The sequence below is a fragment of the Paraniabella hibiscisoli genome (assembly GCF_022512515.1).
Taxonomy (GTDB): domain Bacteria; phylum Bacteroidota; class Bacteroidia; order Chitinophagales; family Chitinophagaceae; genus Niabella; species Niabella hibiscisoli.
In genome coordinates, this window is record NZ_JAKWBK010000001.1 from 1,362,968 (window position 1) to 1,384,567 (window position 21,600).

At 43.6% G+C, this 21,600-nt stretch carries 30 protein-coding genes and 1 pseudogene; 21 read left to right on the forward strand and 10 right to left on the reverse strand.

What is annotated here, in order from left to right; all coding sequences use genetic code 11:
• Positions 1–125 precede the first annotated feature (125 nt).
• From MKP07_RS08910 to MKP07_RS38070, 12 genes and pseudogenes are all read left to right on the forward strand, one after another.
• Positions 126–1,303, forward strand: a pseudogene (locus MKP07_RS08910) (DUF6786 family protein).
• Entirely contained in the window at positions 1,275–3,062 is a 1,788-nt protein-coding gene (locus MKP07_RS08915; protein WP_240846882.1) for an L-fucose isomerase, read from the forward strand. The pseudogene MKP07_RS08910 and the gene MKP07_RS08915 overlap by 29 nt, the downstream one beginning before the upstream one ends.
• A gap of 400 nt (positions 3,063–3,462) precedes the next feature.
• Entirely contained in the window at positions 3,463–3,927 is a 465-nt protein-coding gene (locus MKP07_RS08920) for an MFS transporter (RefSeq protein WP_240846883.1), read from the forward strand.
• On the forward strand, positions 3,897–4,607 hold the full coding sequence (locus MKP07_RS08925) for an MFS transporter (RefSeq protein ID WP_240850719.1): 711 nt from the start codon (positions 3,897–3,899) through the stop codon (positions 4,605–4,607). Before MKP07_RS08920 ends, MKP07_RS08925 begins: the two co-directional genes overlap by 31 nt.
• Positions 4,601–4,753, forward strand: coding sequence for a hypothetical protein (locus MKP07_RS08930; protein ID WP_240846884.1), 153 nt, complete (start codon positions 4,601–4,603; stop codon positions 4,751–4,753). Before MKP07_RS08925 ends, MKP07_RS08930 begins: the two co-directional genes overlap by 7 nt.
• 211 nt (positions 4,754–4,964) lie before the next feature.
• A complete protein-coding gene (locus MKP07_RS08935; protein WP_240846885.1) occupies positions 4,965–5,369 on the forward strand; it encodes a hypothetical protein in 405 nt (134 codons plus the stop codon).
• On the forward strand, positions 5,360–6,277 hold the full coding sequence (locus MKP07_RS08940) for a hypothetical protein (protein ID WP_240846886.1): 918 nt from the start codon (positions 5,360–5,362) through the stop codon (positions 6,275–6,277). The genes MKP07_RS08935 and MKP07_RS08940 overlap by 10 nt, the downstream gene beginning before the upstream one ends.
• A gap of 14 nt (positions 6,278–6,291) precedes the next feature.
• Positions 6,292–7,011 carry a hypothetical protein gene (locus MKP07_RS08945; protein ID WP_240846888.1) on the forward strand — a complete coding sequence of 240 codons (720 nt, stop codon included), beginning with the start codon at positions 6,292–6,294 and terminating at the stop codon, positions 7,009–7,011.
• Between the two features lie 62 nt (positions 7,012–7,073).
• Entirely contained in the window at positions 7,074–7,385 is a 312-nt protein-coding gene (locus MKP07_RS08950) for a hypothetical protein (RefSeq protein WP_240846890.1), read from the forward strand.
• Positions 7,386–7,501: 116 nt separating this feature from the next.
• Positions 7,502–7,936 carry a GH116 family glycosyl-hydrolase gene (locus tag MKP07_RS38060; protein WP_394803548.1) on the forward strand — a complete coding sequence of 145 codons (435 nt, stop codon included), beginning with the start codon at positions 7,502–7,504 and terminating at the stop codon, positions 7,934–7,936.
• Positions 7,937–7,959: 23 nt separating this feature from the next.
• Positions 7,960–8,961, forward strand: coding sequence for a glycoside hydrolase family 116 protein (locus MKP07_RS38065; protein WP_262919659.1), 1,002 nt, complete (start codon positions 7,960–7,962; stop codon positions 8,959–8,961).
• Positions 8,933–9,619 (forward strand): glycoside hydrolase family 116 protein, encoded by a 687-nt coding sequence (locus MKP07_RS38070; protein ID WP_262919220.1) that lies wholly within the window; start codon positions 8,933–8,935, stop codon positions 9,617–9,619. Before MKP07_RS38065 ends, MKP07_RS38070 begins: the two co-directional genes overlap by 29 nt.
• Before the next feature lie 104 nt (positions 9,620–9,723).
• Here MKP07_RS38070 and MKP07_RS08960 read toward each other — a convergent pair whose 3' ends face one another.
• Positions 9,724–11,088, reverse strand: a complete 1,365-nt coding sequence (locus MKP07_RS08960) for a TrpB-like pyridoxal phosphate-dependent enzyme (protein WP_240846892.1) — start codon at positions 11,086–11,088, stop codon at positions 9,724–9,726.
• A gap of 244 nt (positions 11,089–11,332) precedes the next feature.
• On the opposite strand from MKP07_RS08960, the gene MKP07_RS08965 reads away from it, so the two are divergent.
• From MKP07_RS08965 to MKP07_RS08975, 4 genes are all read left to right on the forward strand, one after another.
• Entirely contained in the window at positions 11,333–12,385 is a 1,053-nt protein-coding gene (locus tag MKP07_RS08965; protein WP_240846894.1) for a beta-ketoacyl synthase N-terminal-like domain-containing protein, read from the forward strand.
• Between the two features lie 247 nt (positions 12,386–12,632).
• Complete coding sequence (locus tag MKP07_RS42305) at positions 12,633–12,860, forward strand: polysaccharide deacetylase family protein (protein WP_394803640.1); 228 nt, start codon at positions 12,633–12,635, stop codon at positions 12,858–12,860.
• The gene (locus MKP07_RS08970) at positions 12,845–13,156 is read left to right on the forward strand and encodes a polysaccharide deacetylase family protein (RefSeq protein WP_240846896.1); all 312 of its coding nucleotides are present in this window, start codon (positions 12,845–12,847) and stop codon (positions 13,154–13,156) included. Before MKP07_RS42305 ends, MKP07_RS08970 begins: the two co-directional genes overlap by 16 nt.
• Entirely contained in the window at positions 13,146–13,514 is a 369-nt protein-coding gene (locus MKP07_RS08975; RefSeq protein WP_240846898.1) for a 3-hydroxyacyl-ACP dehydratase, read from the forward strand. The genes MKP07_RS08970 and MKP07_RS08975 overlap by 11 nt, the downstream gene beginning before the upstream one ends.
• A gap of 76 nt (positions 13,515–13,590) precedes the next feature.
• Here MKP07_RS08975 and MKP07_RS08980 read toward each other — a convergent pair whose 3' ends face one another.
• The 6 genes from MKP07_RS08980 to MKP07_RS09005 all read right to left on the reverse strand — a co-directional run bounded on the left by MKP07_RS08980 (position 13,591) and on the right by MKP07_RS09005 (position 16,220).
• A complete protein-coding gene (locus MKP07_RS08980; RefSeq protein ID WP_240846900.1) occupies positions 13,591–14,115 on the reverse strand; it encodes a TetR/AcrR family transcriptional regulator in 525 nt (174 codons plus the stop codon).
• A 79-nt stretch (positions 14,116–14,194) separates the two neighbouring features.
• Positions 14,195–14,863, reverse strand: coding sequence for a zinc-binding dehydrogenase (locus MKP07_RS08985; protein ID WP_240846902.1), 669 nt, complete (start codon positions 14,861–14,863; stop codon positions 14,195–14,197).
• Complete coding sequence (locus MKP07_RS38075) at positions 14,860–15,039, reverse strand: alcohol dehydrogenase catalytic domain-containing protein (RefSeq protein WP_317235974.1); 180 nt, start codon at positions 15,037–15,039, stop codon at positions 14,860–14,862. Before MKP07_RS38075 ends, MKP07_RS08985 begins: the two co-directional genes overlap by 4 nt.
• 170 nt (positions 15,040–15,209) lie before the next feature.
• Positions 15,210–15,350 carry a hypothetical protein gene (locus MKP07_RS08995; RefSeq protein WP_240846904.1) on the reverse strand — a complete coding sequence of 47 codons (141 nt, stop codon included), beginning with the start codon at positions 15,348–15,350 and terminating at the stop codon, positions 15,210–15,212.
• Positions 15,347–15,508: a hypothetical protein gene (locus MKP07_RS09000; RefSeq protein WP_240846906.1), complete on the reverse strand. Its 162-nt coding sequence runs from the start codon at positions 15,506–15,508 to the stop codon at positions 15,347–15,349. The genes MKP07_RS08995 and MKP07_RS09000 overlap by 4 nt, the downstream gene beginning before the upstream one ends.
• A gap of 28 nt (positions 15,509–15,536) precedes the next feature.
• On the reverse strand, positions 15,537–16,220 hold the full coding sequence (locus MKP07_RS09005) for an aldo/keto reductase (protein ID WP_240846907.1): 684 nt from the start codon (positions 16,218–16,220) through the stop codon (positions 15,537–15,539).
• A gap of 193 nt (positions 16,221–16,413) precedes the next feature.
• On the opposite strand from MKP07_RS09005, the gene MKP07_RS09010 reads away from it, so the two are divergent.
• The 5 genes from MKP07_RS09010 to MKP07_RS09030 all read left to right on the forward strand — a co-directional run bounded on the left by MKP07_RS09010 (position 16,414) and on the right by MKP07_RS09030 (position 18,832).
• Positions 16,414–16,977: a carboxylesterase family protein gene (locus MKP07_RS09010; protein ID WP_240846908.1), complete on the forward strand. Its 564-nt coding sequence runs from the start codon at positions 16,414–16,416 to the stop codon at positions 16,975–16,977.
• A 64-nt stretch (positions 16,978–17,041) separates the two neighbouring features.
• Positions 17,042–17,209, forward strand: a complete 168-nt coding sequence (locus MKP07_RS09015) for a hypothetical protein (protein WP_240846909.1) — start codon at positions 17,042–17,044, stop codon at positions 17,207–17,209.
• A gap of 209 nt (positions 17,210–17,418) precedes the next feature.
• Positions 17,419–17,631 carry a hypothetical protein gene (locus MKP07_RS09020; RefSeq protein WP_240846910.1) on the forward strand — a complete coding sequence of 71 codons (213 nt, stop codon included), beginning with the start codon at positions 17,419–17,421 and terminating at the stop codon, positions 17,629–17,631.
• A 93-nt stretch (positions 17,632–17,724) separates the two neighbouring features.
• Entirely contained in the window at positions 17,725–18,309 is a 585-nt protein-coding gene (locus MKP07_RS09025; RefSeq protein WP_240846911.1) for a hypothetical protein, read from the forward strand.
• Positions 18,266–18,832 (forward strand): hypothetical protein, encoded by a 567-nt coding sequence (locus MKP07_RS09030; protein WP_240846912.1) that lies wholly within the window; start codon positions 18,266–18,268, stop codon positions 18,830–18,832. Before MKP07_RS09025 ends, MKP07_RS09030 begins: the two co-directional genes overlap by 44 nt.
• A 56-nt stretch (positions 18,833–18,888) precedes the next feature.
• Here MKP07_RS09030 and MKP07_RS09035 read toward each other — a convergent pair whose 3' ends face one another.
• The 3 genes from MKP07_RS09035 to MKP07_RS09045 all read right to left on the reverse strand — a co-directional run bounded on the left by MKP07_RS09035 (position 18,889) and on the right by MKP07_RS09045 (position 21,515).
• The gene (locus tag MKP07_RS09035; protein ID WP_240846913.1) at positions 18,889–19,917 is read right to left on the reverse strand and encodes a beta-ketoacyl synthase chain length factor; all 1,029 of its coding nucleotides are present in this window, start codon (positions 19,915–19,917) and stop codon (positions 18,889–18,891) included.
• A 131-nt stretch (positions 19,918–20,048) separates the two neighbouring features.
• Complete coding sequence (locus tag MKP07_RS41065) at positions 20,049–21,239, reverse strand: beta-ketoacyl-[acyl-carrier-protein] synthase family protein (RefSeq protein ID WP_240846914.1); 1,191 nt, start codon at positions 21,237–21,239, stop codon at positions 20,049–20,051.
• 12 nt (positions 21,240–21,251) lie between these two features.
• Positions 21,252–21,515, reverse strand: coding sequence for a phosphopantetheine-binding protein (locus tag MKP07_RS09045; RefSeq protein ID WP_240846915.1), 264 nt, complete (start codon positions 21,513–21,515; stop codon positions 21,252–21,254).
• Positions 21,516–21,600 lie beyond the last annotated feature (85 nt).

The window sequence follows — 21,600 nt, forward strand, 5'->3', positions numbered from 1 at the left end:
TTAAAAAATAAAGAATGATACAACGTGTCTTCATCTTGCTGTTGGCCGGAACCAGTATACTGTCCTGCAACAGCGAATCAAAATCAAAAGATTCTTCAACAGACAGCATTACAGCGAATACTACTATGAAGGAACCAGCCAGGGGGAGCTTTGGGTATGATGTTAATTTTCTGCAGCAGAAAGATAGCAACCTGATTGTTCTTAAAAGCGAAGATGGGCAAAGCCAGGTGATTATTTCACCCAAATACCAGGCTAAGGTGTTTACTTCTTCTGCCGATGGTGCGAACGGGAAAAGCTTCGGATGGGTAAATTATAAAGCATTTGACGGGCCGGTTGATGCGCACATGAATGCGTACGGGGAGAAGACCGTTTATGGTTGGGCCCGGAAGGTGGCGTATTTTCTCTATACTTTAAACCGGGTGCCAAAATGGAATTCACGAATTGGAAAACTCCGGATGCTATTGATACAGAGAGCTGGGCGTTGGAGTCTGAAAATGGAACCACAGTTGCCATGAGTAAGCATATGACGCTTACCAATTATGCAGGCACAAAACTTGAAATACAGGCCAATCGTGCCATTTCACTGGTTGCACCAAGGGATATCAATGCCGACCTGGGAATTGAACTGCCACAAGGAACAAAATCGGTAGCTTTCCGCACCAGCAATAGCCTGACCAACAAAGGGCAAACTGCATGGGACGAGAAAACAGGAGCTCCATGCATGTGGAACCTGGATATGTTTACTCCTTCCGAAGCCTGTACTATCGTTATTCCTTATAATAATGCAGCCAGCGGTAAAGTGGCTACCACCGACTATTTCGGGGAGATTGCCAAAGACAGGATCAGCTATAGCAACGGTATTTTATATTTTAAAGCAGATGGTAAATCCAGGGGAAAACTGGGAATTCCACCTGTAAGAGTAAAAGATTTTGCAGGAAGTTATGACGCAATTGACAATATACTCACTATTGTAAAATACGATATCAATCCTACAGGGAAATACCTGAACCAGGAGTGGCGCACCGACAGGGCACCTTTCAGCGGTGATGCAATGAATGCCTACAACGACGGGCCATTGGAAGACGGAACACAAATGGGCCCTTTCTATGAAATCGAAAGTGTGTCTCCCGCAGCATTTTTAAAGCCGGGAGAAAAGCTTACGCATAATCACAACGTATATCATTTCACCGGGGACAAGTCTTCGCTAAGTGAAATAGCAAAAAAGGTATTAGGTGTATCGGTGGAAGAAATTGAAAAGCATTTAAAAAATAGTTATGGCAGTAAAAACGAAAAAGAGGAGTAACAACTATCCCAAAATAGGCATTCGCCCGATTATTGATGGTAGATTAGGCGGTATCAGGGAGTCGTTGGAAGAGACAACCATGAATATGGCGAAGGCCGTTGCCGCTTTATATTCCAGGGAATTGAAGTATCCCGACGGCTCGCCTGTACAATGTGTGATTGCTGATACAACGATCGGCGGTGTTAAAGAAGCGGCGGCTTGTGCTGAAAAATTTGCTGCCAGCAATGTCGGGGTTTCTTTATCAGTAACACCCTGCTGGTGTTATGGGTCGGAAACAATGGATATGAATCCGCTGGTTCCTAAAGCCATCTGGGGTTTCAACGGTACGGAACGTCCGGGTGCTGTATACCTGGCTGCTACATTAGCAGCGCATAATCAAAAAGGCCTGCCTTGCTTTGGTATTTATGGCAGGGATGTGCAGGATATGGGTGACGCTACAATTCCTGGTGACGTAAGAGATAAGCTGCTGAATTTTGCCCGTGCGGGTATGGCGGTGGCCATCATGAAAGGACAATCTTACCTGGCCATTGGCTCTGTATCGATGGGCATTGCCGGTTCAATTGTAGATCCTCAGTTCTTCCAGGAGTACCTGGGTATGCGTAACGAGTACGTCGATTCTTCTGAAATACTCAGAAGGATACAACTGAATATTTTCGACCCCGAAGAATATAAAAAAGCAATAGCCTGGGTAAAACAAAATTGCAAAGAAGGAAAGGATTATAACCGGAAAGAAAAGATCAAATCGAGGAAAGAGAAGGATAAAGATTGGGAGTTTGTTACCAAGATGACGATGATCATTCGCGACCTGATGGAAGGCAATCCGAAGCTGGCTGAAATGGGCTATGCAGAAGAGGGACAGGGGCATAATGCGATCGTAGCGGGTTTCCAGGGGCAACGCCAATGGACAGACTTTTTACCTGATGGCGATTTTTCAGAAGCGATACTTAACTCTTCGTTTGATTGGAATGGTATTCGCAATCCGTATATGGTGGCAACAGAAAACGATTGTTACAACGGGGTATCAATGCTCTTTAACTATCTGCTTACCAACACCGCACAGATCTTCGCTGATGTACGTACTTACTGGAGCCCCGAGGCAACCGAGCGTGTGTCTGGCTGGAAGCCAGATGGAAAAGCTGCAGATGGCTTTATCCACCTGATCAATTCCGGATCTGCCACATTAGATGGAACGGGTCAACAGTCTAAAGACGGGAAACCAGCTATGAAACCTTTCTGGGAGATTAAGCAGAAAGAAGCAGACGCCTGCCTGGCGGCAACTACCTGGAGCCCATCCAACAGGGATTATATGCGTGGAGGCGGCTATTCTTCAACCTTCTTAACCAAGGGAGAAATGCCGGTTACCATGTGCCGCCTTAACCTGGTTAAAGGTCAGGGTGCTGTGCTGCAGATTGCGGAGGGATATACGGTTGATCTGCCTGGCGAAGTACATGATACATTAAATGAGCGTACTGATCGTATATGGCCAACGACCTGGTTTGTGCCCAATCTTACGGGGCAAGGACCATTTAAAGATGTGTATTCGGTAATGGCGAATTGGGGAGCCAACCATGGTGCCATCAGCTACGGGCATATAGGAGATCAGTTAATTACACTGGCGTCTATGTTGCGTATACCGGTGGCCATGCACAATGTAAACCCAGATGCTATATTCCGTCCCTCGGCCTGGGGAGCTTTTGGTATGGATGCTGAAGGATCCGATTACAGGGCTTGTCAGGTTTACGGTCCCTTGTATAAGTAATACCAGGAAGAGGATTAGTGTTCCTGTTTCATTGTAAACCGGGGCAGGGGGTTAAAGTAAAAACGAGCAACTTGTTAAATGCAACATTTCAATAAGCAATATCAGGTTAAAGGCTGTGAGGTGGCAAAAGCCGCCTTTCAGCCTTTTTATACAAAGGTTTGCGCTGTTTATAGGTAAAAGATCAGACAATGGTCTTACAAACTGTTCTGTAAATGGCGTAACATATTGCCAATGCGCCTATCTTTGAAAGGCCTAAAAATTTAAAATAGATTCTTGTCATGAAAAAACGAAGCCATCTTTACGCAGCATATAGTTTTTGTTCTATTCAGCGCCTACAACAATAGCGTATATTTTTATCTTGTCAGCCAATAAAATGTTCATACAATTTTACTAATTCAATATGAGTAATAAAAAATCACTTTTTGTTAAAGATGGTGTTAACTATGCTGCTCCCTTTGCAGCCATCAGCGCATTATTTTTTCTTTGGGGTGTAGCCCATGGAATGCTGGACACATTAGACAAAAATTTTCAGGATATGCTGCATTTAAAAAAATGGCAGTCATCCTTTATACAGGTTTCTTTATACGGCGCCTACTTTTTAATGGCAATACCTGCCGGCCTGTTCATGAAAAAATACGGCTACAAAAAAGGTGTTATATTCGGACTGATTCTATTTGCTACCGGGGCCTTATTGGCGGCCGCAACAGCGCCTTTGCAATCCTTTGTACTTTTTCTGTTATGCTTGTTGGTAATAGGTGCCGGCCTTACAACGCTTGAAACAGCTGCCAATCCTTACACAACAAAACTGGGCCCCCTGAAACAGCTGAAAGACGCATCAACTTTTCGCAATCCTTCAACGGCTTAGCCTGGGTAGTGGGGCCACTGATTGCATTGTATGTGTACGGCAATCAGAGCCATGTAGAGGGTGAGAAGATGATCTCTATTGTATTACCATTTGCTATTATTGGTTTGACCGTATTAGCCGTGGCCTTTGTTTTTATGCGCTTATCGCTACCAGAGATTACAGAGGCAGATGAAAATGCAGCGCATGGCGGCCATGGTGTTTCTTCTAATCAGGTTGGTGATGTGGAAGTTACTGATCCTGCTGATCCAAGATACGTGTCCATAAAACCATTGGCAGAAAACCGGCATTTTGTACTGGGAGTTATTGCCCAGGCTTGTTATGTAGCAGCCCAGACCGGTATTTTCAGTTACCTGATCAACTTTGTTAGTGATCATGACATGCATCCGAGGTTTGATGTGAAATATGGTCCGTATTTTCTGTCTATTGGGTTTTTATTATTTATGTTGGGTCGAATTACCGGTAGCGCCATGATGAAATATTATAAACCAGCCAGGCTGTTGGCGGTGTATACGATAGCGGTTTGTGTTTTATTGCCGGTGGTAGCAGCTAAAGTAGGCTGGACTTCGTTGATCGCGTTATATGGGATTTTCTTTTTATGTCGATCATGTTTCCCACCATTTTTGCAATGGCCATCAAAGGCCTTGGCAGTAAAACGAAACAAGGTTCTTCGTTTTTGGTAATGGCTGTGGTAGGAGGTGCTATTTTTCCTCCGTTAATGGGGTGGGTTGCAGATACCTATGGAATGGCTAAAGGCTTCCTGGTACCTATTCCCCTGTTTATTTTTATTTTACACTATGCCGTAAAGGGGCATAAAATAATAGCTTAACTCCCGGAAGATCCGGGAGGCTTCTTGATGATATAATAAAAGCGGCGCTACAGGTTTATTATAAACAATTAGGCCGCTTTTTCTGGAAGTCTATGTATAGCATTAAAAGAAAACGAGAAAATCTTGCTTAATCGTTTAAGCTTTGTTATTTTTCTATATTTCAAGAAACTGGTAATCTAAAAATCGTACTGATGAAGAACCGGCTTTTTTCATGTCGATCGTATTGCTCTTTGTACAAAAAATGGAGGCTGGCGCTGTAAATCCTGTGCCGAAGGAGCTGCAGGCCTTTGTGAAGAATATCGAGGCCAATACCATTAATGGAACAAAGGCAAGTCTGTCATTCAAAACCGTATCCAAGAACCTGGTATATGTTTCAGCTGTATGGCACCTGGTTAAACCGGTAGCACAAGACAGTGTATCCATAAGGATCAGCCCTGCATTTATTCCCGGGTTCCATTGGGCGCCACATCTTACACCCAATAATAACAGCATTATAGCACAGCATGTTTTCAGAGCACCCGCTATGCTGGCATCTAATACTAACAGGCTGCTGGTGATTGTTCCGGATCTGGACCTGTTAAAAAAGCAAATCCGGTTCCCTGGTATATGGATATGAATGCCCCGCAAAATTACCTGGAACTAGGCCTGTCGAAAAGCAGGGTAGAAGAACATGTGCTGTATGTACGTGATAAAGGTGCTGTATTTCCTAAAGGCGAATTGCGCATGGGTTTTTATTTGATGGTTTCGGATAAAACAGAAGACATCGAAAATCCCTGGAGACGGCCGCTGCAGCTGATGTGGAGCAAATGGGGCTCGCCACTATACCAGGCTGGCGAACCATTACATCAAACGGACCTGGAGCCTTATGTAAAACAAACCTATAACTGGGCTTTCAATAGCTGGAAGCCTTCCGTTTGGCAGGAGTTTGAGCTAAACGGAAAACATGTTGGAGCACCTGTATTTATTGTAAACGTTACCCAAAGCCCCAATTATCAGGCCCCGGTTGACGAGCGGGAGTTTCGCTCTGTATGGAACCAGGCATGGTTCAACTCCTTAAGATCAGCACAGGGTTTATACCGTTATGCGAAGCGTAAGAATAATGACACATTAAAAAGTCTAGCATTAAAAACAAAAGAGCTGGCACTTTCATTTCCGCAGCATAAAGGACTTTTTAAAAGCGTGATTGCAACCGAAATGGAAGAAGTAACCATAAACGGGAAAAAGTATCGCCGGTCTAAAGGATGGGATACGAAGTATTTTGGAAACTCCAACCGTAACCCGTTTACCTGGGATGCCAGGCAATCGCCCTACCATATTGCAGACATGAGTTATACCGCTTACTGGATGATGGTTTGGTACGATGAGCTGGAAAAAGATGAGCGGCTGATACAATATGCCCGGGAGTACGCAGATGCGCTGTTAGGTTTACAGGATAAAGACGGTTTCTTCCCTGCATGGCTGAGTCTCGACGCCTGCCAGCCAATGGGCTACCTGGATCAATCGCCGAAACCAGCCTTTCTATAACCTTTCTGCTAAAGATGTTTAAACATACTAGCAAAAAGGAGTACCTGGTAAGTGCTACCAAAGCCCTGGATGCGGTGGTTAAAAAGATTATTCCTGTGGGGCAGTGGGAAGATTTTGAAACCTATTGGTCGTGCAGCAGAGTAGGTAGCCAGGATTGGGTGGGTGAGAAAATACCACGTAACAATATGTTTAAGCAAAATAATTTTTGCATTTACTGGACAGCTGAAGCTCTTTTGGAGATGTATAAAACAACCGGCAATAAACGGTATCTGCAAAAAGGGCAGCGTACGCTGGATGAACTGCTAATGTTCCAGGCTACCTGGCAACCTCCCTATATGGCCATCCGTACATTAGGTGGCTTTGGAGTAATGAATGCCGATGGCGAATGGAATGATTCGCGCCAGTGCTTATTTGCAGGATTGATTATTGATTATGGAAAGGTGTTGAAAAGCACGGAGTATATTCAAAGAGGACTGTCGGCTTTGCGGGCCTCCTTTACTATGATGTATACGCCACTCAATCCTCAAACCATGAAGCAGTGGCAAGCCAAATGGCCTTTCTTCGGTTCAATAGACTTTGGATTTATGATGGAAAATTATGGGCATGGGGGTGAAACCAACGATTCGGGGCTGGGCATTGGAGAGTTCACGATCTATGACTGGGGAAATGGTGCGGCGGCCGAGGCATATAACAGGCTGTTCGACAGATATGGGGCTTACATATTCAGTAATTGATCTGCCTCAAAAGACGCATTACATATTGATCTGAATAATCATCAACGCTAAAAATCAATAACGTGGCAAACAGGAGATCCTTTTTAAAGAAAATGGGTGCCGGTAGTATTGCGGCATTTGTAACCCCGGGATTGCAATCACAGCAAGATCATCAACCCACATCCACTGAAAAGCATCGGGATATTCCCATCGGGAAAACCGGAAGGATACACCGGGGAGATCAACTGAATAAAGTAGCATTCCCATTAGGAGGAACAGGTGCGGGCATGTTCTGTATAGAAGGAACAGGCGCTATATCGCATATGTCTGTGAGAAATAACCCCGAAATGTTTTTTGAGCCTGCCATGTTTGCTGCATTGAGTATAAAAATATAGCTAACGGTACCAGAGTTTTAGAAGGCCCCGTTCCGTTATGGAAAAAATTTGGACAAAGAGACGCTGGCTTAGGAGGTACGGGCGGCGCCACCTGGGGCTTACCAAGGTTTAAGAATGTGTCGTTTGAAGTGCAGTTTCCCTTTGCCTCCATTTCATTGAACGATGATAACCTACCGGTAAAGGCTGTTATAAAAGCCTGGAGCCCTTTTATTCCCGGTGACGAGGATCAATCGGGTATGCCAATAGCCGGACTTGAATACAGTTTTGAAAATATAAGTAAGAAAGCCGTCGAAGGTACGTTCTCCTATAATAGCAGAAACTTTATGAGCCAGGGAGAAGTGGTAAATTCTATAAAGCCTGTTAAGAACGGGTTTATTCTCTCATCAGCAGGTTCTGAAAAGTTCCCTGAAAGACAGGGTGAATTTGCCATATTTACTGATACCGAGGATACTACTGTAGATCATTGCTGGTTCAGGGGCGGCTGGTTTGACGGGCTTACCATGATATGGAATAAACTGGAAACCGGAGCCGTTGAGGGAAACCGGCGGTAGAGAAAGATGCACCCGGCGCGTCCCTGTTCGTACCGTTTAGTTTAAATCCCGGCCAAAAGAAAGTCATTAAGTTATACATGTGCTGGTATGTACCCCAAACCAAACTTCAATTTGGAGAGGTGGATGCAGAATTTAAAAAGAAGGTCGAACAGGACCCACTTTTACAGTATCATAAACCCTGGTATAGCAGCAGGTTTTCCAATATTAATGAGGTGGCCGATTTCTGGAGATCGAGTTATGCCGAACTATATAAAAAGACGCAATTATTTACAAAAGCTTTTTACAATAGCACCCTGCCGGCAGAAGTAACAGATGCCGTGGCTGCCAACCTGACGATTCTGAAATCGCCAACGGTACTCCGGCAATATGATGGCCGGTTCTGGACCTGGGAGGGATGCGGCGATAACTGGGGTAGCTGCCACGGGTCATGCACCCATGTATGGAACTATGCACAGGCGGTTCCGCACTTGTTCCCGGCCTTGGAACGGTCGTTGCGTGAAACCGAGTTTAATGAAAATCAGAACGCCGAAGGGCACCAGGTATTCCGCGCCAATTTACCCATCTCACCAACAACCCATAATTTCCATTCGGCAGTAGACGGACAGTTGGGTGGTATTATGAAAGTATACCGGGACTGGAGAATTTCGGGAGACGATCAATGGATACGCAATCTTTATCCTAAAGTAAAAAAGAGCTTAGACTATTGTATCAACACATGGGACCCCCAACGGAGAGGCGTTATTGAAGAACCACATCACAATACCTATGATATTGAGTTTTGGGGACCAACGGGGTTTGCCACCACTTTTTACCTGGGGGCATTAAATGCGATAATAACCATTGGCAAATACCTGAAAGAAGAGGTAGATTCTTATGAAAACTTATTAAAGGCAGGGAAAAGTTACCTCGAAACAAAACTGTTTAATGGGGAATACTTTATACAGGATATCCAATACGAGCACTTAAAAGCTGCTAATCCAGCCACAGCTCAATCTTTTGGGGAGAATATTCCCAGGAAGCCATAGCGCTACTAAAAAAGAAGGTCCTAAATACCAGTATGGAAAAGGGTGTTTATCGGACGGCGTACTGGGCTCCTGGTTGGCTGTGATGTGCGGACTGGAAGACGTGGTAGATGCATCAAAAATAACCAGTCATCTGCGCTCTGTTCATAAATATAACCTCAAAGAAAAGCTTACTGACCATAGTAATCCGCAGCGCCCTACGTTTGCCCTCGGCAGCGATGGGGGCTTATTGCTGTGTACATGGCCCAAAGGAGGAAGGCTTGCATTACCTTTTGTTTATAGTAACGAAGTGTGGACAGGAATTGAATACCAGGCTGCATCACATTTAATGAGGATGGGAGAAGTACAGAAAGGCGTAGACATTGTAAAAGCCTGCAGAGCACGCTACGACGGGTCTGTTCGTAATCCCTTTAACGAATATGAATGCGGCCATTGGTATGCCAGGGCGCTATCTAGCTATGGACTGTTGCAAGGATTGACCGGTGTGCAATATGATGCGGTTACGAAAACGCTTTTTATCGATTCCCGAATTGGAGATTTTGTTTCTTTTATTGCTACCGCAACTGGTTTTGGCAATGTTGTATATAAAAACAAACAAGCCGTTGTAAATGTGGCATACGGCCGAATTAAAGTTGATAAGATTACAGTGAAAGGGGGATGAACGCTGATGCTTTGGGAACCCTGTCAAACAATGTCGATGAACCATTAACCGAAAGGCCTTCTGATGCATTTCAGAAGGCCTTTTAATAAGTACTATTTACATAATCAGGCAATAACAGGCGTATCCAACTCTTTTAAAGAGTTTTGTATATCTGCATCTGTGAGTTCATGTCTTACAATTTTGCCCTCGAAATAATCCTGGTAGGCTTTCATATCGAAATTGCCATGACCACATAAGTTAAACAGGATCGTTTCGCTTTTGCCTTCACGTTTGCAACGCTCAGCTTCTTTTATAGCAGTGGCAATACCATGGGTAGCCTCCGGTGCCGGAATAATACCTTCGGCTTTAGCGAATTTAATACCGGCTTCAAAAACTTCCAGGTTGTCGTGGGCACTGGCTTCTATAAGTCCATCTTTCAATAATTGACTAACAATAGCACCTGCTCCGTGATAGCGAAGTCCTCCCGCATGTATAGGTGCCGGCACAAAATTGTGGCCCAGTGTATACATGGGCAGCAATGGTGTCATGCCTACGGTATCGCCAAAGTCGTAGCGAAATACGCCCCTGGTTAATTTTGGACAGGAGGTAGGTTCGCTGGCAATGCAGCGGATCTTTTTGCCCTCTTCAAGATTTAATCTCAGGAAAGGAAATGATATACCTGCAAAGTTAGAACCACCGCCAAAAGGCGCAATTACCACATCCGGAAGGTCACCTGCTTTTTCGAGTTGTTTATGCGCTTCCAGTCCGATAATAGTTTGATGTAATAATACGTGGTTTAATACACTGCCCAATGCATACTTGGTGTCTTCACGTTGAGCAGCCATTTCTACTGCTTCAGAAATGGCAATACCTAAGGAACCCGGACTATTGGGGTCCTGTGCCAATATCTTACGCCCCGCTTCAGTAAGATTACTGGGAGAAGGGATCACATTCGCACCCCAGGTATTCATCATAATTTTACGGTAAGGCTTATGCTCAAAAGAGAGCTTTACCATGTATACCTCGCATTCTATGTTAAAAAGGTTACAGGCAAAGCTTAAGGCACTTCCCCACTGACCTGCACCCGTTTCAGTAGTAATACGCTTCACACCCTCTTTCATATTATAATACGCCTGTGGAATTGCTGTATTAGGTTTGTGAGAACCGGCCGGACTTACCCCTTCATACTTATAGTATATCTTTGCAGGTGTGTCCAGCGCTTTCTCTAACTCGTATGCCCGGTACATTGGCGTAGGCCGCCACAGGCTGTAAATATTTCGAACCTCGTCAGGAATGGTGATCCATTTTTCAGTAGACACTTCCTGTTTAATAAGCTCTTGTGGAAAAAGGGGCGCTAAAGCCTCCGGCCCGATGGGTTCTTTGGTGCCGGGATGTAATGGAGGCAATGGCTTGTTGGGCATATCGGCAACAATATTGTACCATTGTTCAGGTATTTCCTGCTCCGACAGTGTGATTTTTCTTGTTTTCATTTGAGAAGTCGTTTTATTTGGTATGTCCCTCAAAGTACATGAAATTTTTCATTCATAACATAATACGAAGCATACAAAACTTATATAGGATCGTTAAATACAGGCAGTAGATTCTTCTTGTTTTTAAAAGCAGTAAAACCGGGTAAGATTATTGGCCTTGAGCAGCCCCGGGGATATACTGCTAATGACCAGATGGGTGAGTTGATACCATTTTTTGATATACATTCGCAGATATCAATATTTCATGGCCAATAGTACCACCATACAGCAAATAACGGACAGCCCTGTTTATATACATTCGGCTGACGCTGTGTCGCCCCAGGTCTCTTTTGATCAGATGCTTGACGCTCCTTTAAATTATTCGGGAGATCAGCTGCGTTGCGTTGAGCCGGATTATACAAAATATGTGGATGCGAAATTAATTCGCCGCATGAGCCGCATTATTAAGATGGGCGTTGCCGCAGCTTCTGAAGCCCTGTCTCACGCAAATCTGCAGTCGCCTGATGCCATAGTAACCGGCACCGCCTATGGTTGCCTGGCCGATACCGACCAGTTTTTAACAAGGCTGGTAGAATTTAAAGAAACCCTGCTTTCTCCAACCGCTTTTATACAGTCTACTCATAACACTGTTGCAGCGCAAATAGCGCTGATGCTGAAATGTCATAATTATAATAATACCTATGTGCACAGGGGCTCTTCTTTCGAGGCCGCCTTAACTGATGCTATTTCTTTATTGGAAGAAGGTGATGCGCAAAAGGTGTTGGTAGGTGCTGCAGATGAGATTACAGAAAAAAGCCACGCTATTTTAAAACGGTTTGGTTTGTATAAGACAAACGGAGATAGCTTACAGCTGGTTCAAAATGAAAGCAAAGGAACCATGGCAGGGGATGGGGCCGCTTTTTTTGTGGTAAGTAAAGAGTCACAGAATGCGCTTGCTCAACTGACAGGATTTACCAATCATTATAAATCTGAAGAGCCGTCCGTTACGATTATCGATACTTTTTTGAAAGAAAAGGGTATTGCCCTGACAGACATTGACCTGGTGATCACCGGGAATAACGGGGACCTTACAGAAGGTAAACATTACAAGCAGTTAGAGCAACTTTTTGACAAGGACAGGTTAACCACTTTTAAACAATATTGTGGCGAATATCCTACAGCTTCAGCCTTCGCGTTATGGATGGCAACCCATATGGTAAAGAAAGGCTCTTTTAACAATAAGCCGGTAAAGCAACTTTTAGTATATAACAATTACCTGCTCAGCTACCCTACGCTTTATTTGTTGAAGGCATGCTAACTTTCAGAAATACGAATGTCGTTTTTGGAGTATTACTTTCGGCACTTGTTGTGTCGGATCTGCTGCAATATAATGTTCCAGTTATAATGTACTCCCTACTCGCTATTTCCTACTCGCTACTGCTTTTTTATGGAAGCTACTTTGTGCAGTCGCAGTTTTATATGAAGACGATTTGTAAAGGGAATACAGATCAAAAAAAATTGCATTAACCTTCGATGATGGACCCTTAGGCAACCATACGCCACAGATCTTATCCATATTAGAAACCAGTAAGGTAAAGGCTACCTTCTTTTGCATCGGTAAAAATGCAGAAAACAATACAAACCTGTTAAGAGATATTCATCAGCAGGGTCATATTATCGGGTCGCACAGTTATAGCCATAGCTTTTGGTTTGATCTGCTTTCTCCCAAAAAAATGGAGGCCGACCTGAGTCAGGCACATAACCTTTTAAGGCAGCGTTGGAGCTTGACGTAAAATGGTTCCGGCCGCCTTATGGTGTTACCAATCCCAATCTTAAAAAAGCTGTGGAGCGCATGGGCTACACGGCAATAGGATGGAATGTGCGATCAATGGACACAGTGGCAAAGGACGAGGGGGTGTTACTAAATAAGCTAAAGAATGCTTTGAAGCCCGGGGCTATTTTTTTATTTCATGATACGATAGACATAACCGTTAAAGTATTACCTGACTTTATCAGTTGTGCCCGGGAGCAGGGCTATGAGATCGCACCACTGGATAAACTACTAAATTTGCAACCTTATGTTGATTGAAAATCTTTACAAGCTCGATACTTTTGATAGCGAAGCACAAAAAGCCGTGGCATCCATAACCCTCAATGCAAACCACAAAATTTTCGAGGGACATTTTCCTGGCCAGCCGATATTACCCGGTGTATGCCAGCTACAAATGGTAAAAGAATTGCTGGAAAAAGCAACAGAGCGAAAACTTTTTCTTTCGGAGGCGGCCAACTGTAAATTTCTTCAGATGATCGATCCCACCCAAACCAATGTGTTAGTTATTACTATTGATTATAAAACGGAAGATGAAGCAGTAACCTGCAATGCGGTTATCAAAAGCGGGGATGCTGTTTATTTAAAGATGAACGGCAAATTTATAAATGCCGGATAGAAGAATAAACTATTTCTTAATCCCACCAATCAAGTGGATCACCATATTATCTTCCATTTCCTGTGCCGTATGTGTTTTAGCGCTTCTTTGCCAGAATTCTAATCCACGAACGGAAGAAAGGATGTTTAACACCACTACAGGGCATTAAAGACTTTAGCTCTCCTTTTTGAATGCCCGCTTCCACAATGGCTTCCATTCTTTTTACATAATCGCGGCGGTGGGTGGCAAAATGTACCAGTTTATCACCATCGAGGTGCATCCACTGGCTTACCATAACAGAATACTCTTCAAAACGATTCATCATCATTTTAGTATGAAAGCGGATCAACGACTCGATCTTTTCAAGCGAAGTGCTGTTTGACTTTTCCAGATTGTCAAGATGTACTTTGCATTCTTCAGATACGCCATCAACAATCTCCTCCAGTATCTGTGCTTTGGATTGAATGTGATTGTACAAGCTGGCTGCCTCTATGCCGATCTTCTCCGCTAAATCACGCATGGAGCTGGCAGCAAACCCTCTTTCCCGGAACATTGCTGCCGCGGTAGTAAGAATCAACTCCTTCTTTGCAGATTTTTTCTCGCCATCATACCCATATTCCAAAGCTATGTTATTTTATTGTAATCTTCCCCAACTACTCCTGTGGTTAAGCCCCAGGTTGCAGGATAATCATGTCCAACTTTTACAAATGTACCATGGCTTTAATAACCCCTGTTTTAGGATCCAGCCATGATTCAAAGTTATCTTTAACAGCATCGAAAGTAACCGTATGTGTTATATAGGTTTTAGGATTCACCAGGCCCGCCTTCATACTTTTGATCACATGTTCAAAATCCTCACGCGTAGCATTACGGCTGCTCATCAATGTTGTTTCTCTTTTATGGAATTCAGGATGACTAAAGGAGAACGGTTCTTTTTGTAACCCGATCAGCACATAATTTCCGCCATGCGCCAGGTAATTAATAGCATTATTAATAGCCCTCAGGTTACCGGTGGCGTCTATTACAGCAGTAGGCATATCGCCTTCCGTAATTTCTTTCAGCTGGTCTGCCACGTTGCTATCCATCGCATTTACAGTAGCATGTACATTCAGGTGTTGGCGGCAGAACTCCAGCCGCGCTTCGTTTACATCCAGGGCAATTACTTTAGCGCCCGCTATGCGCGCAAATTCCATCGTTCCCAAACCAATAGGTCCTGCGCCGATTACCAGCACATAATCACCAGCTTGTACGTCCGCACGTCTTACACCATGTGCACCAATAGCCAGGGGCTCCACCAGGGCCAGTTCATCAAAGCTAAGGCCTTCGCCATGTAGCAAATACTGAGACGGAACCAAAATATACTCCTTCATCCCCCGTCAATATGTACGCCAAATACTTTTATATCAGTACAGCAGTTGGGTTTGCCTTTACGGCAGGCAATGCAGCCACCACAACTAAAATAAGGTATAATAGAAACCGCCTCTCCCTTTTCAAAGCCAGGCGCATTATCAAAATCAACCAGCTCGCCCGAAAGCTCATGCCCCAGAACGCGCGGGTAGTTAAAAACGGCTGCGTGCCTTCATAAGCATGCAGGTCGGTACCACAGATGCCAATTCTTTTTATTCTGATCAATGCATGGTCGGCCTTCAGTTCCGGCTGCGTGATATCTCCATACTCAAACTGACCAGGTAAAGTACATATTAATGTTTTCATCTTCTATAAATGCGGGTAATTATTGTCTATAAGTTGTTCTTCCTTCATTCTTTGCCAGAAGTCGGCCGGGATTTCGGCGTTCGCCATTTCGATATTTTGCTGTACTCTTTTAGGATTACTGCTGTTTAAGGCAATACTTTTCACCCCGGAACATGCAGGCCAAAATAAATAGCTGCAGCGGGCGGAGTAATATTATATTCGGCACATAGGCTATTGAACTTATCGCGCCAGTTGTAATAATGCTGATGTTCAGGGTTATTGCGGTCGAGCTGTATATAATTGAAGTAATCGCTACCCATCAAAAACCCCCATGAAAAACGGCAGAATTGATCACCGAGATATTTTTTGGTGCAGGCCGGCAACAAAATCAACCAGTTCTTTCGGATGATGATAGATCGTATAGCTATTGGCAATCATCACCCAGTCCAGCTGTACATCTTTGGCTATTTTTTCAATTGATCGCCAGTCTTTGGCCCCAATTCCAACGCCTGCCACAACCCCTTTATTCTTCAGGTCTGTTAAAGCCCTGTAGGCCTCCAGTATATCATCATATCTTTTTTGATAATCGTACTCACTTGTTGCTGCGGCGAGGTACTCATCCGGATCGTGAATAGATACCAGTTGAGCGGCATAATTTCCCAGCAATTCGTTGCCCTCTTCAAAACATCTTAAAATACCATCGTAGCTTATTTGCTGCTCTGCATCATGCTTCAGGTTATGCCAGATGCCTTTTTCAAAAGTAGGTTCTGGTGTAACAAGTGGCTTCCTAACCCAGGCCAGTTTATTGCTGATCAGCACCTGGTTTTTTTGTATTCCCAGGTCTTTTAAGCAGGCTCCCAAAGATTCTAGCGCCAATCCTGCACCATATTTGCCCGCACTATCGAAAAGAGGCGTTTCTGCAGAGGCCTGGATATAAGCATTTACAATTTCCCGCTTATCCTCATGTGCCATTTCTTTATAAAGATTTCCCAATAAACTGGTTCCGGAAATCACTTTGGGTAATTGTAGCTGCATATTATTAACGAAGTAAGAATTTATTAAGCAAACCGCTTATTAATAAAGGGGCATAAAGATAAACGCATTCTTGTATTGACGATAACATTCACTAAATAAAAGCGTTTTTATAACAAATCAGGCATTAATTTGCCGGAAGGTTATTACATAAAAGTCGTCTCTTAAATAGGGCGACGATTTAAATATAAAGCGTATGAAGACAAAGTTCGTATGGATATTAGTAATGAGTTTATCCCTCCTGCAGGCACGGGAGCTTTTTGCTCAGTCTTTCGGGTCTTATGAAAAGCATCAGTACATCAAAAATAACGATACTTTGCCCTACCGGCTTTTGTTGCCTGAAGGATATCAAAAAGGGAAAAAGTATCCGATGGTAATTTTTTTGCATGGTGCGGGAGAAAGAGGCAACGACAATGAAAAGCAGCTGACTCATGGAGGCGCTTTATTTGTAAATGAGGCAAACAGGCAGAAGTACCCGGCGATAGTAGTATTTCCTCAATGTAGCCAGCAATCCTACTGGAGCAATGTAAAAATAGCAGGTAGCGGGGCCAACAGGGTCTTTGAATTTAACAACGGTGGCACGCCTACAATCCCAATGCAGTTGCTGTTAGAGCTGATGAAAGATCTTGATGGCAGGTACGGTATAAAAAAGCAGCAGGTATATATTATGGGACTAAGTATGGGAGGCATGGGTACTTTTGAGCTCGTAAACCGCCTGCCTAACTTTTGCAGCTGCCATTCCTATATGTGGTGGTGCTAATACCGCTACAGCATCTAATCTTAAAGGAACAAAATGGTGGGTATTTCATGGTGGTAAAGACGATGTGGTTTTACCCAGGTATTCGGAAGAAATGGTGGCGGCTATGAAGGCAAATAAGGTGGATGTTCAATTTACATTATTTCCGGATGCCAACCACAACAGTTGGGATGCCACTTTTGCTCAGCCCGGATTGCTGAACTGGCTTTTTAGCCAAAGCGGAAGCCGCCGGTGAGCCTTATTATGGTCTTGTTAATTTTAATAAATACAAAGGACAAAACATTAAAAACATGTTATTTTAGCGAGGGCGGAAAAACTTTTTAAGTAAATTTGTTATAATGCTAAGCCGGTATGTAATTTGCTATGAATCAATACCCGCTGCCTATAACACGATTGCGTTACGGCCCATTTTTGAAATATTTATATAGGAAAAATTTTATTGGAATGAAGAAGTCTACATATAGCTTGATAGGATTAGTGTTATTAGGTGTTGCTGCAACTACTGTAACCGGGGTGGTGTGTAAAGTGCGTAATAAAAGATTACAGCGTCGCCTTATTGATGCAGCGAATGAGGGTTATGAGACCGCCCATGATATTATTTATCCTGACAATTACTCCCGCAACGAGAAAAAGCTGCGCTATGGCCCCGTGTTTTAATTTTTTACCTGTTTTCTTTTATAGAATATCTATGGGTTGATGACACCTGCTCCGCTGTAAAAAACATAAAGGCCTATTGTTACATTTGCTTCCATGCGCAGATTCTTTCAATACTTATTAAGAAGACCCATACTATGGCTTTCCGATAAGTTTTCTTCGCGCCCGGATAAAGAAAGAATTTATAAAGCCCTGAGTAAATTGTATGAGGATATCATCAATGAGCCAGGAAACAAGGGAACTGTTATTTCTCTGGATGATTTTGACGGACGTTTTATTATTTTTTCAGATCAACATAAGGGAAACCGTAACGGTGCCGATGACTTTACTGTAGCAGAGGCCAGTTACATGGCTGCGCTCGCGCATTATGAACAAAATAACTTTTGCCTGATTAATCTCGGTGACTGCGAGGAGCTTTGGGAAAATCTTTTCTGGCAGGTAAAAAAGGCGTATAAAAAAGCGTTTGAGCTGGAAGGAAAGTTTCTTTCGAGAAATGCATTTATCAAAATCTTTGGTAATCACGATCTGTATTGGGCTAACGATCCGCTGGCTTCTTTTGAGTTGAAGAATATGTATAATCAGGAGGTAAAGATTTATGAGGGCGTAATATTGAAGGGCGCAATCAACAACCAGCCCTTTGCAGATACTATGCACCCATGGCCACCAGGGCGATGCCAATAGCGATGGCAATGCGTTTACCAAGTTTTTTATTGCGCGTATATGGGCGCCTTTACAGGCTTACCTGAGAATTAACCCTAATGAACCATCGAATAATATATATAAAAAGACGCTACATAATGAAATAATGTATGAGTGGAGCGCCACGCAGAAAAACATGATGCTCATTACCGGCCACACGCATCAGCCGGTTTTTGAATCACTTACACATATAGAACGGCTGCACCGGCAAATGAGGTTTGCCGAAGTGCATAAAGATGAAGCGCTGGTGGCAAAGATCAATGAAGAGGTTAAAACCTATCAAAAAAGGTTTGATACTTTGGAGGCAGACTATGCTGCTATAAAACCTACCTATTTTAATACAGGGTGCTGTTGCTTTTCAGATGGTGATATAACAGGTATAGAAATAGAAAGCGGTTTTATTCGCCTGGTAAAGTGGCAACATAAAACCGCTGGTCCTTCAAGAATTATATTGGAAGAAAAGGCGCTGGCAGATCTGGTGAGCCCGCCAAACAGCCAAAAATAGTATCACGCATAGCCATTTCTATTATTGTAAGGGTACCGTTTATATAAACGCCCTTTCTACCTCGATACCAATATAAAGCTGTGTTGCAGTCCCTGGTATTGATTGTAAAGGATTACCCGATCAATTTGCGTAAGATTATGTTCGTTCTTATAAAAGTGAGCGGGCAAACTCTGTTCCGCCAGCGCCTGGCAGGCCAGCCACAAGGCAAAAGACGAAGACGTGGGATATTCGCCTGTTAAATGTTTAAACCGAACAACAGGGATAGAAGATCCGATAGCAAGCTCACAGCTTGTATAGCCTGGTAGAAACCGGCTGTCTCCATTCTCACCACTAATGAACAATGTGTGGTTGATATCAGTATTATAAGTGCTAAGAAAATTCTTAAACCGGGCTTCAACCTGCTCCTGGTCCATACTTTGGAATGCTTCAATGGCATCTATACGCCCCAAAGCAGCTGCAGCATTATTATTTATAACGAACATCGCTGCACCTTCTCCGGCAATGGTCCCTGGAGCAGTAGAAGTATAAAGGTCTTCATTCGATTTTGTGCTGTCGTACCAACCAGCCAGCTGATCTATATTATAATTGTAGGAAGATATTTCATCTATACCGCCAACGAGGTATTGTGTGTCCGGTTTTTCAGCCAGGCTCATCTTCGCATCGATCAATGCATTTTCAAATGCTAATCCGTTATGAACATGGGTAGCATTATAAGCCCTGTTCTTGGTAATAAGGCTAAGTTGCCCGGCAATAGCATTGGGTGTGCTTTGTACAAAGTTAGCCGGCGTCAGCAGTCCTTCCTCATAATCAATGATCTGGTTTAGAAACTGTATACAGTCCTCCATGCCGCCATTAGCCGTTCCTATAATAATGCCATCAACGTTTACTTCTTTTATTAAGGGCAACCCTGCACCAATGCCCATCCGCACTGCCTTGCTCATTCTACGTAACATGCCAGGTGGTACGCCCCCGAGCTTTGGTTCAAGGGCCAGTAATTTGCCGGCTGAAGAAGGATGTATTGCCTCTAAATCAACAACACCGTTGGTTTGCTGTGGCGAAATACAAATGTGTTGATGGATATACATGATCTGGTAATTTGAGTTAACAGGTTTCGGGTTGACAAGACCAATCGGGAACCTTTTATAATTCAGGCAGAAAACCCGCGGTTAGTCTTCTTTAAACTGCCCGGGCTGGGTCTGGGTCCTGAGACTCACGCTTACATTTTCGAGAAAATAAGCGAAGTACAGTTGCCTCCAAAGCCAAACGAATTAGACATAATATGTTGAAGGTTTTTCTGCTTATATGTCGTAATGGGACTAAGTCCTGTAGCAGTAATAGCCTGCGTAAAATGCAGGGAAGGATATACCTCCTGGTGTTGCAGGCTTATAATACTGTATACTGCCTCAATTGCACCTGCTGCACCCAACGTATGCCCGGTATAGGATTTGGTGCTCGCGAAATCGGGCGGAGTACCAAATAAACGAAGCATGGCAGCACTCTCTGTTTCGTCGTTATTTTCTGTTGCTGTGCCATGTGCATTAACAAAGTTGATCTCTTCCGGAGATAAACCTGCTACTTCCAGTGCTCTTTTCATGCTCAGATAAGGCCCTTCTCCTTCTACAGAAGTGGAAGATGGGTGAAATGCATCATTACTGTTGCCGTAACCTCTTACTTCTGCATAAACCCTTTTGCCGGATGCATCTTCTTCCCTTTCCAAAACCAGGAAAGCGGCACCTTCTCCCAGGTTCAGGCCTTTTCTTTCGGAATCGAAGGGCCTGCAAGGTTCGTCGGCTAAGATCATTAAAGCATTGAAGCCATTCACGGTATATTTGGAAAGACTGTCTACGCCTCCTGCAATTACCTTTTTAGCTAACCCGTTTTTCAACAACCGTGCCCCGTACATAATGGCGTTGGCCGATGACGAGCAGGCCGTGTTAAAGGTATTGACAAGACCTCCCACATTAAAATAACGCTGTAAAAAACTGGTATTGGCGCTATTGGAATAGGAGGTAAGATAAGGAGAGTTGCTGATGCCCGCGGCATTGGCATCTGCATACATTTCATCAGTAAGGCACATGCCGCCAACGGTACTGCCGCCAATAAGGGCGGTGTCGTTACCAGAGAGGTCTTCCTTTGACAAATTTGCGTCAATAATAGCCTGCTTCGCAGCATGCAGGGCCAACAGATCGGTTCGGGTAGCTATATTATTTTCAATACCCAACTTTTCTGCCAGCAATTCAGTTGACTGGTTGATTTCTCCAAATGGTAATTGCCCGGTGTACCTGCTATTAAAAAACCGGGCTTTTCCTATACCGGTTTTTGCATGAATGAGAGAATCACGATTTTCATCAGCTGTTTCGCCAATGGCAGTAATTATACCAATGCCGGTAACTACTATACGGCTCACGAGGGGATTTTTTTATTTAGTACGATGCTGCTCAATGTAATCTACCATCGTATTTACATTGGTCAATATTTTTCTACCTTCTTTCGGGTCCTGTATGTTAATACCGTACTCGCGGGAAAGCATAACAATCAATTCAATTGAGTCAATCGAGTCTAATCCCAATCCCTCACCAAACAATGGCTCATCGTCTTTAATATCAGTTGGGTTCACGGTGTTGAGATTCAAAAATTTCACAATTTGCTCTTTCACCTGTTGTTTCAACGCTTCTTTTTCCATGTTACTTTTTTAAAAGTATTAAGCTCCAAAAATAATGACTTCGCCACAAATTTGTCAATTTATTAATAGACGCTGAGAATCTTAA

Excerpts from the sequence above, each read along its gene's own strand:
- MKP07_RS08935 (WP_240846885.1), top strand. The coding sequence starts at position 4,965 with ATGTCGATCGTATTGCTCTTTGTACAAAAAATGGAGGCTGGCGCTGTA.
- MKP07_RS08940 (WP_240846886.1), top strand. The coding sequence starts at position 5,360 with ATGGATATGAATGCCCCGCAAAATTACCTGGAACTAGGCCTGTCGAAA.
- MKP07_RS09010 (WP_240846908.1), top strand. The coding sequence starts at position 16,414 with ATGAAGACAAAGTTCGTATGGATATTAGTAATGAGTTTATCCCTCCTG.
- MKP07_RS08920 (WP_240846883.1), top strand. The coding sequence starts at position 3,463 with ATGAGTAATAAAAAATCACTTTTTGTTAAAGATGGTGTTAACTATGCT.
- MKP07_RS08960 (WP_240846892.1), bottom strand. The coding sequence starts at position 11,088 with ATGAAAACAAGAAAAATCACACTGTCGGAGCAGGAAATACCTGAACAA.
- MKP07_RS08915 (WP_240846882.1), top strand. The coding sequence starts at position 1,275 with ATGGCAGTAAAAACGAAAAAGAGGAGTAACAACTATCCCAAAATAGGC.
- MKP07_RS09020 (WP_240846910.1), top strand. The coding sequence starts at position 17,419 with ATGAAGAAGTCTACATATAGCTTGATAGGATTAGTGTTATTAGGTGTT.
- MKP07_RS09025 (WP_240846911.1), top strand. The coding sequence starts at position 17,725 with ATGCGCAGATTCTTTCAATACTTATTAAGAAGACCCATACTATGGCTT.
- MKP07_RS09045 (WP_240846915.1), bottom strand. The coding sequence starts at position 21,515 with ATGGAAAAAGAAGCGTTGAAACAACAGGTGAAAGAGCAAATTGTGAAA.
- MKP07_RS08945 (WP_240846888.1), top strand. The coding sequence starts at position 6,292 with ATGTTTAAACATACTAGCAAAAAGGAGTACCTGGTAAGTGCTACCAAA.
- MKP07_RS09005 (WP_240846907.1), bottom strand. The coding sequence starts at position 16,220 with ATGCAGCTACAATTACCCAAAGTGATTTCCGGAACCAGTTTATTGGGA.
- MKP07_RS08985 (WP_240846902.1), bottom strand. The coding sequence starts at position 14,863 with ATGAAGGAGTATATTTTGGTTCCGTCTCAGTATTTGCTACATGGCGAA.
- MKP07_RS08965 (WP_240846894.1), top strand. The coding sequence starts at position 11,333 with ATGGCCAATAGTACCACCATACAGCAAATAACGGACAGCCCTGTTTAT.
- MKP07_RS09035 (WP_240846913.1), bottom strand. The coding sequence starts at position 19,917 with ATGTATATCCATCAACACATTTGTATTTCGCCACAGCAAACCAACGGT.
- MKP07_RS08975 (WP_240846898.1), top strand. The coding sequence starts at position 13,146 with ATGTTGATTGAAAATCTTTACAAGCTCGATACTTTTGATAGCGAAGCA.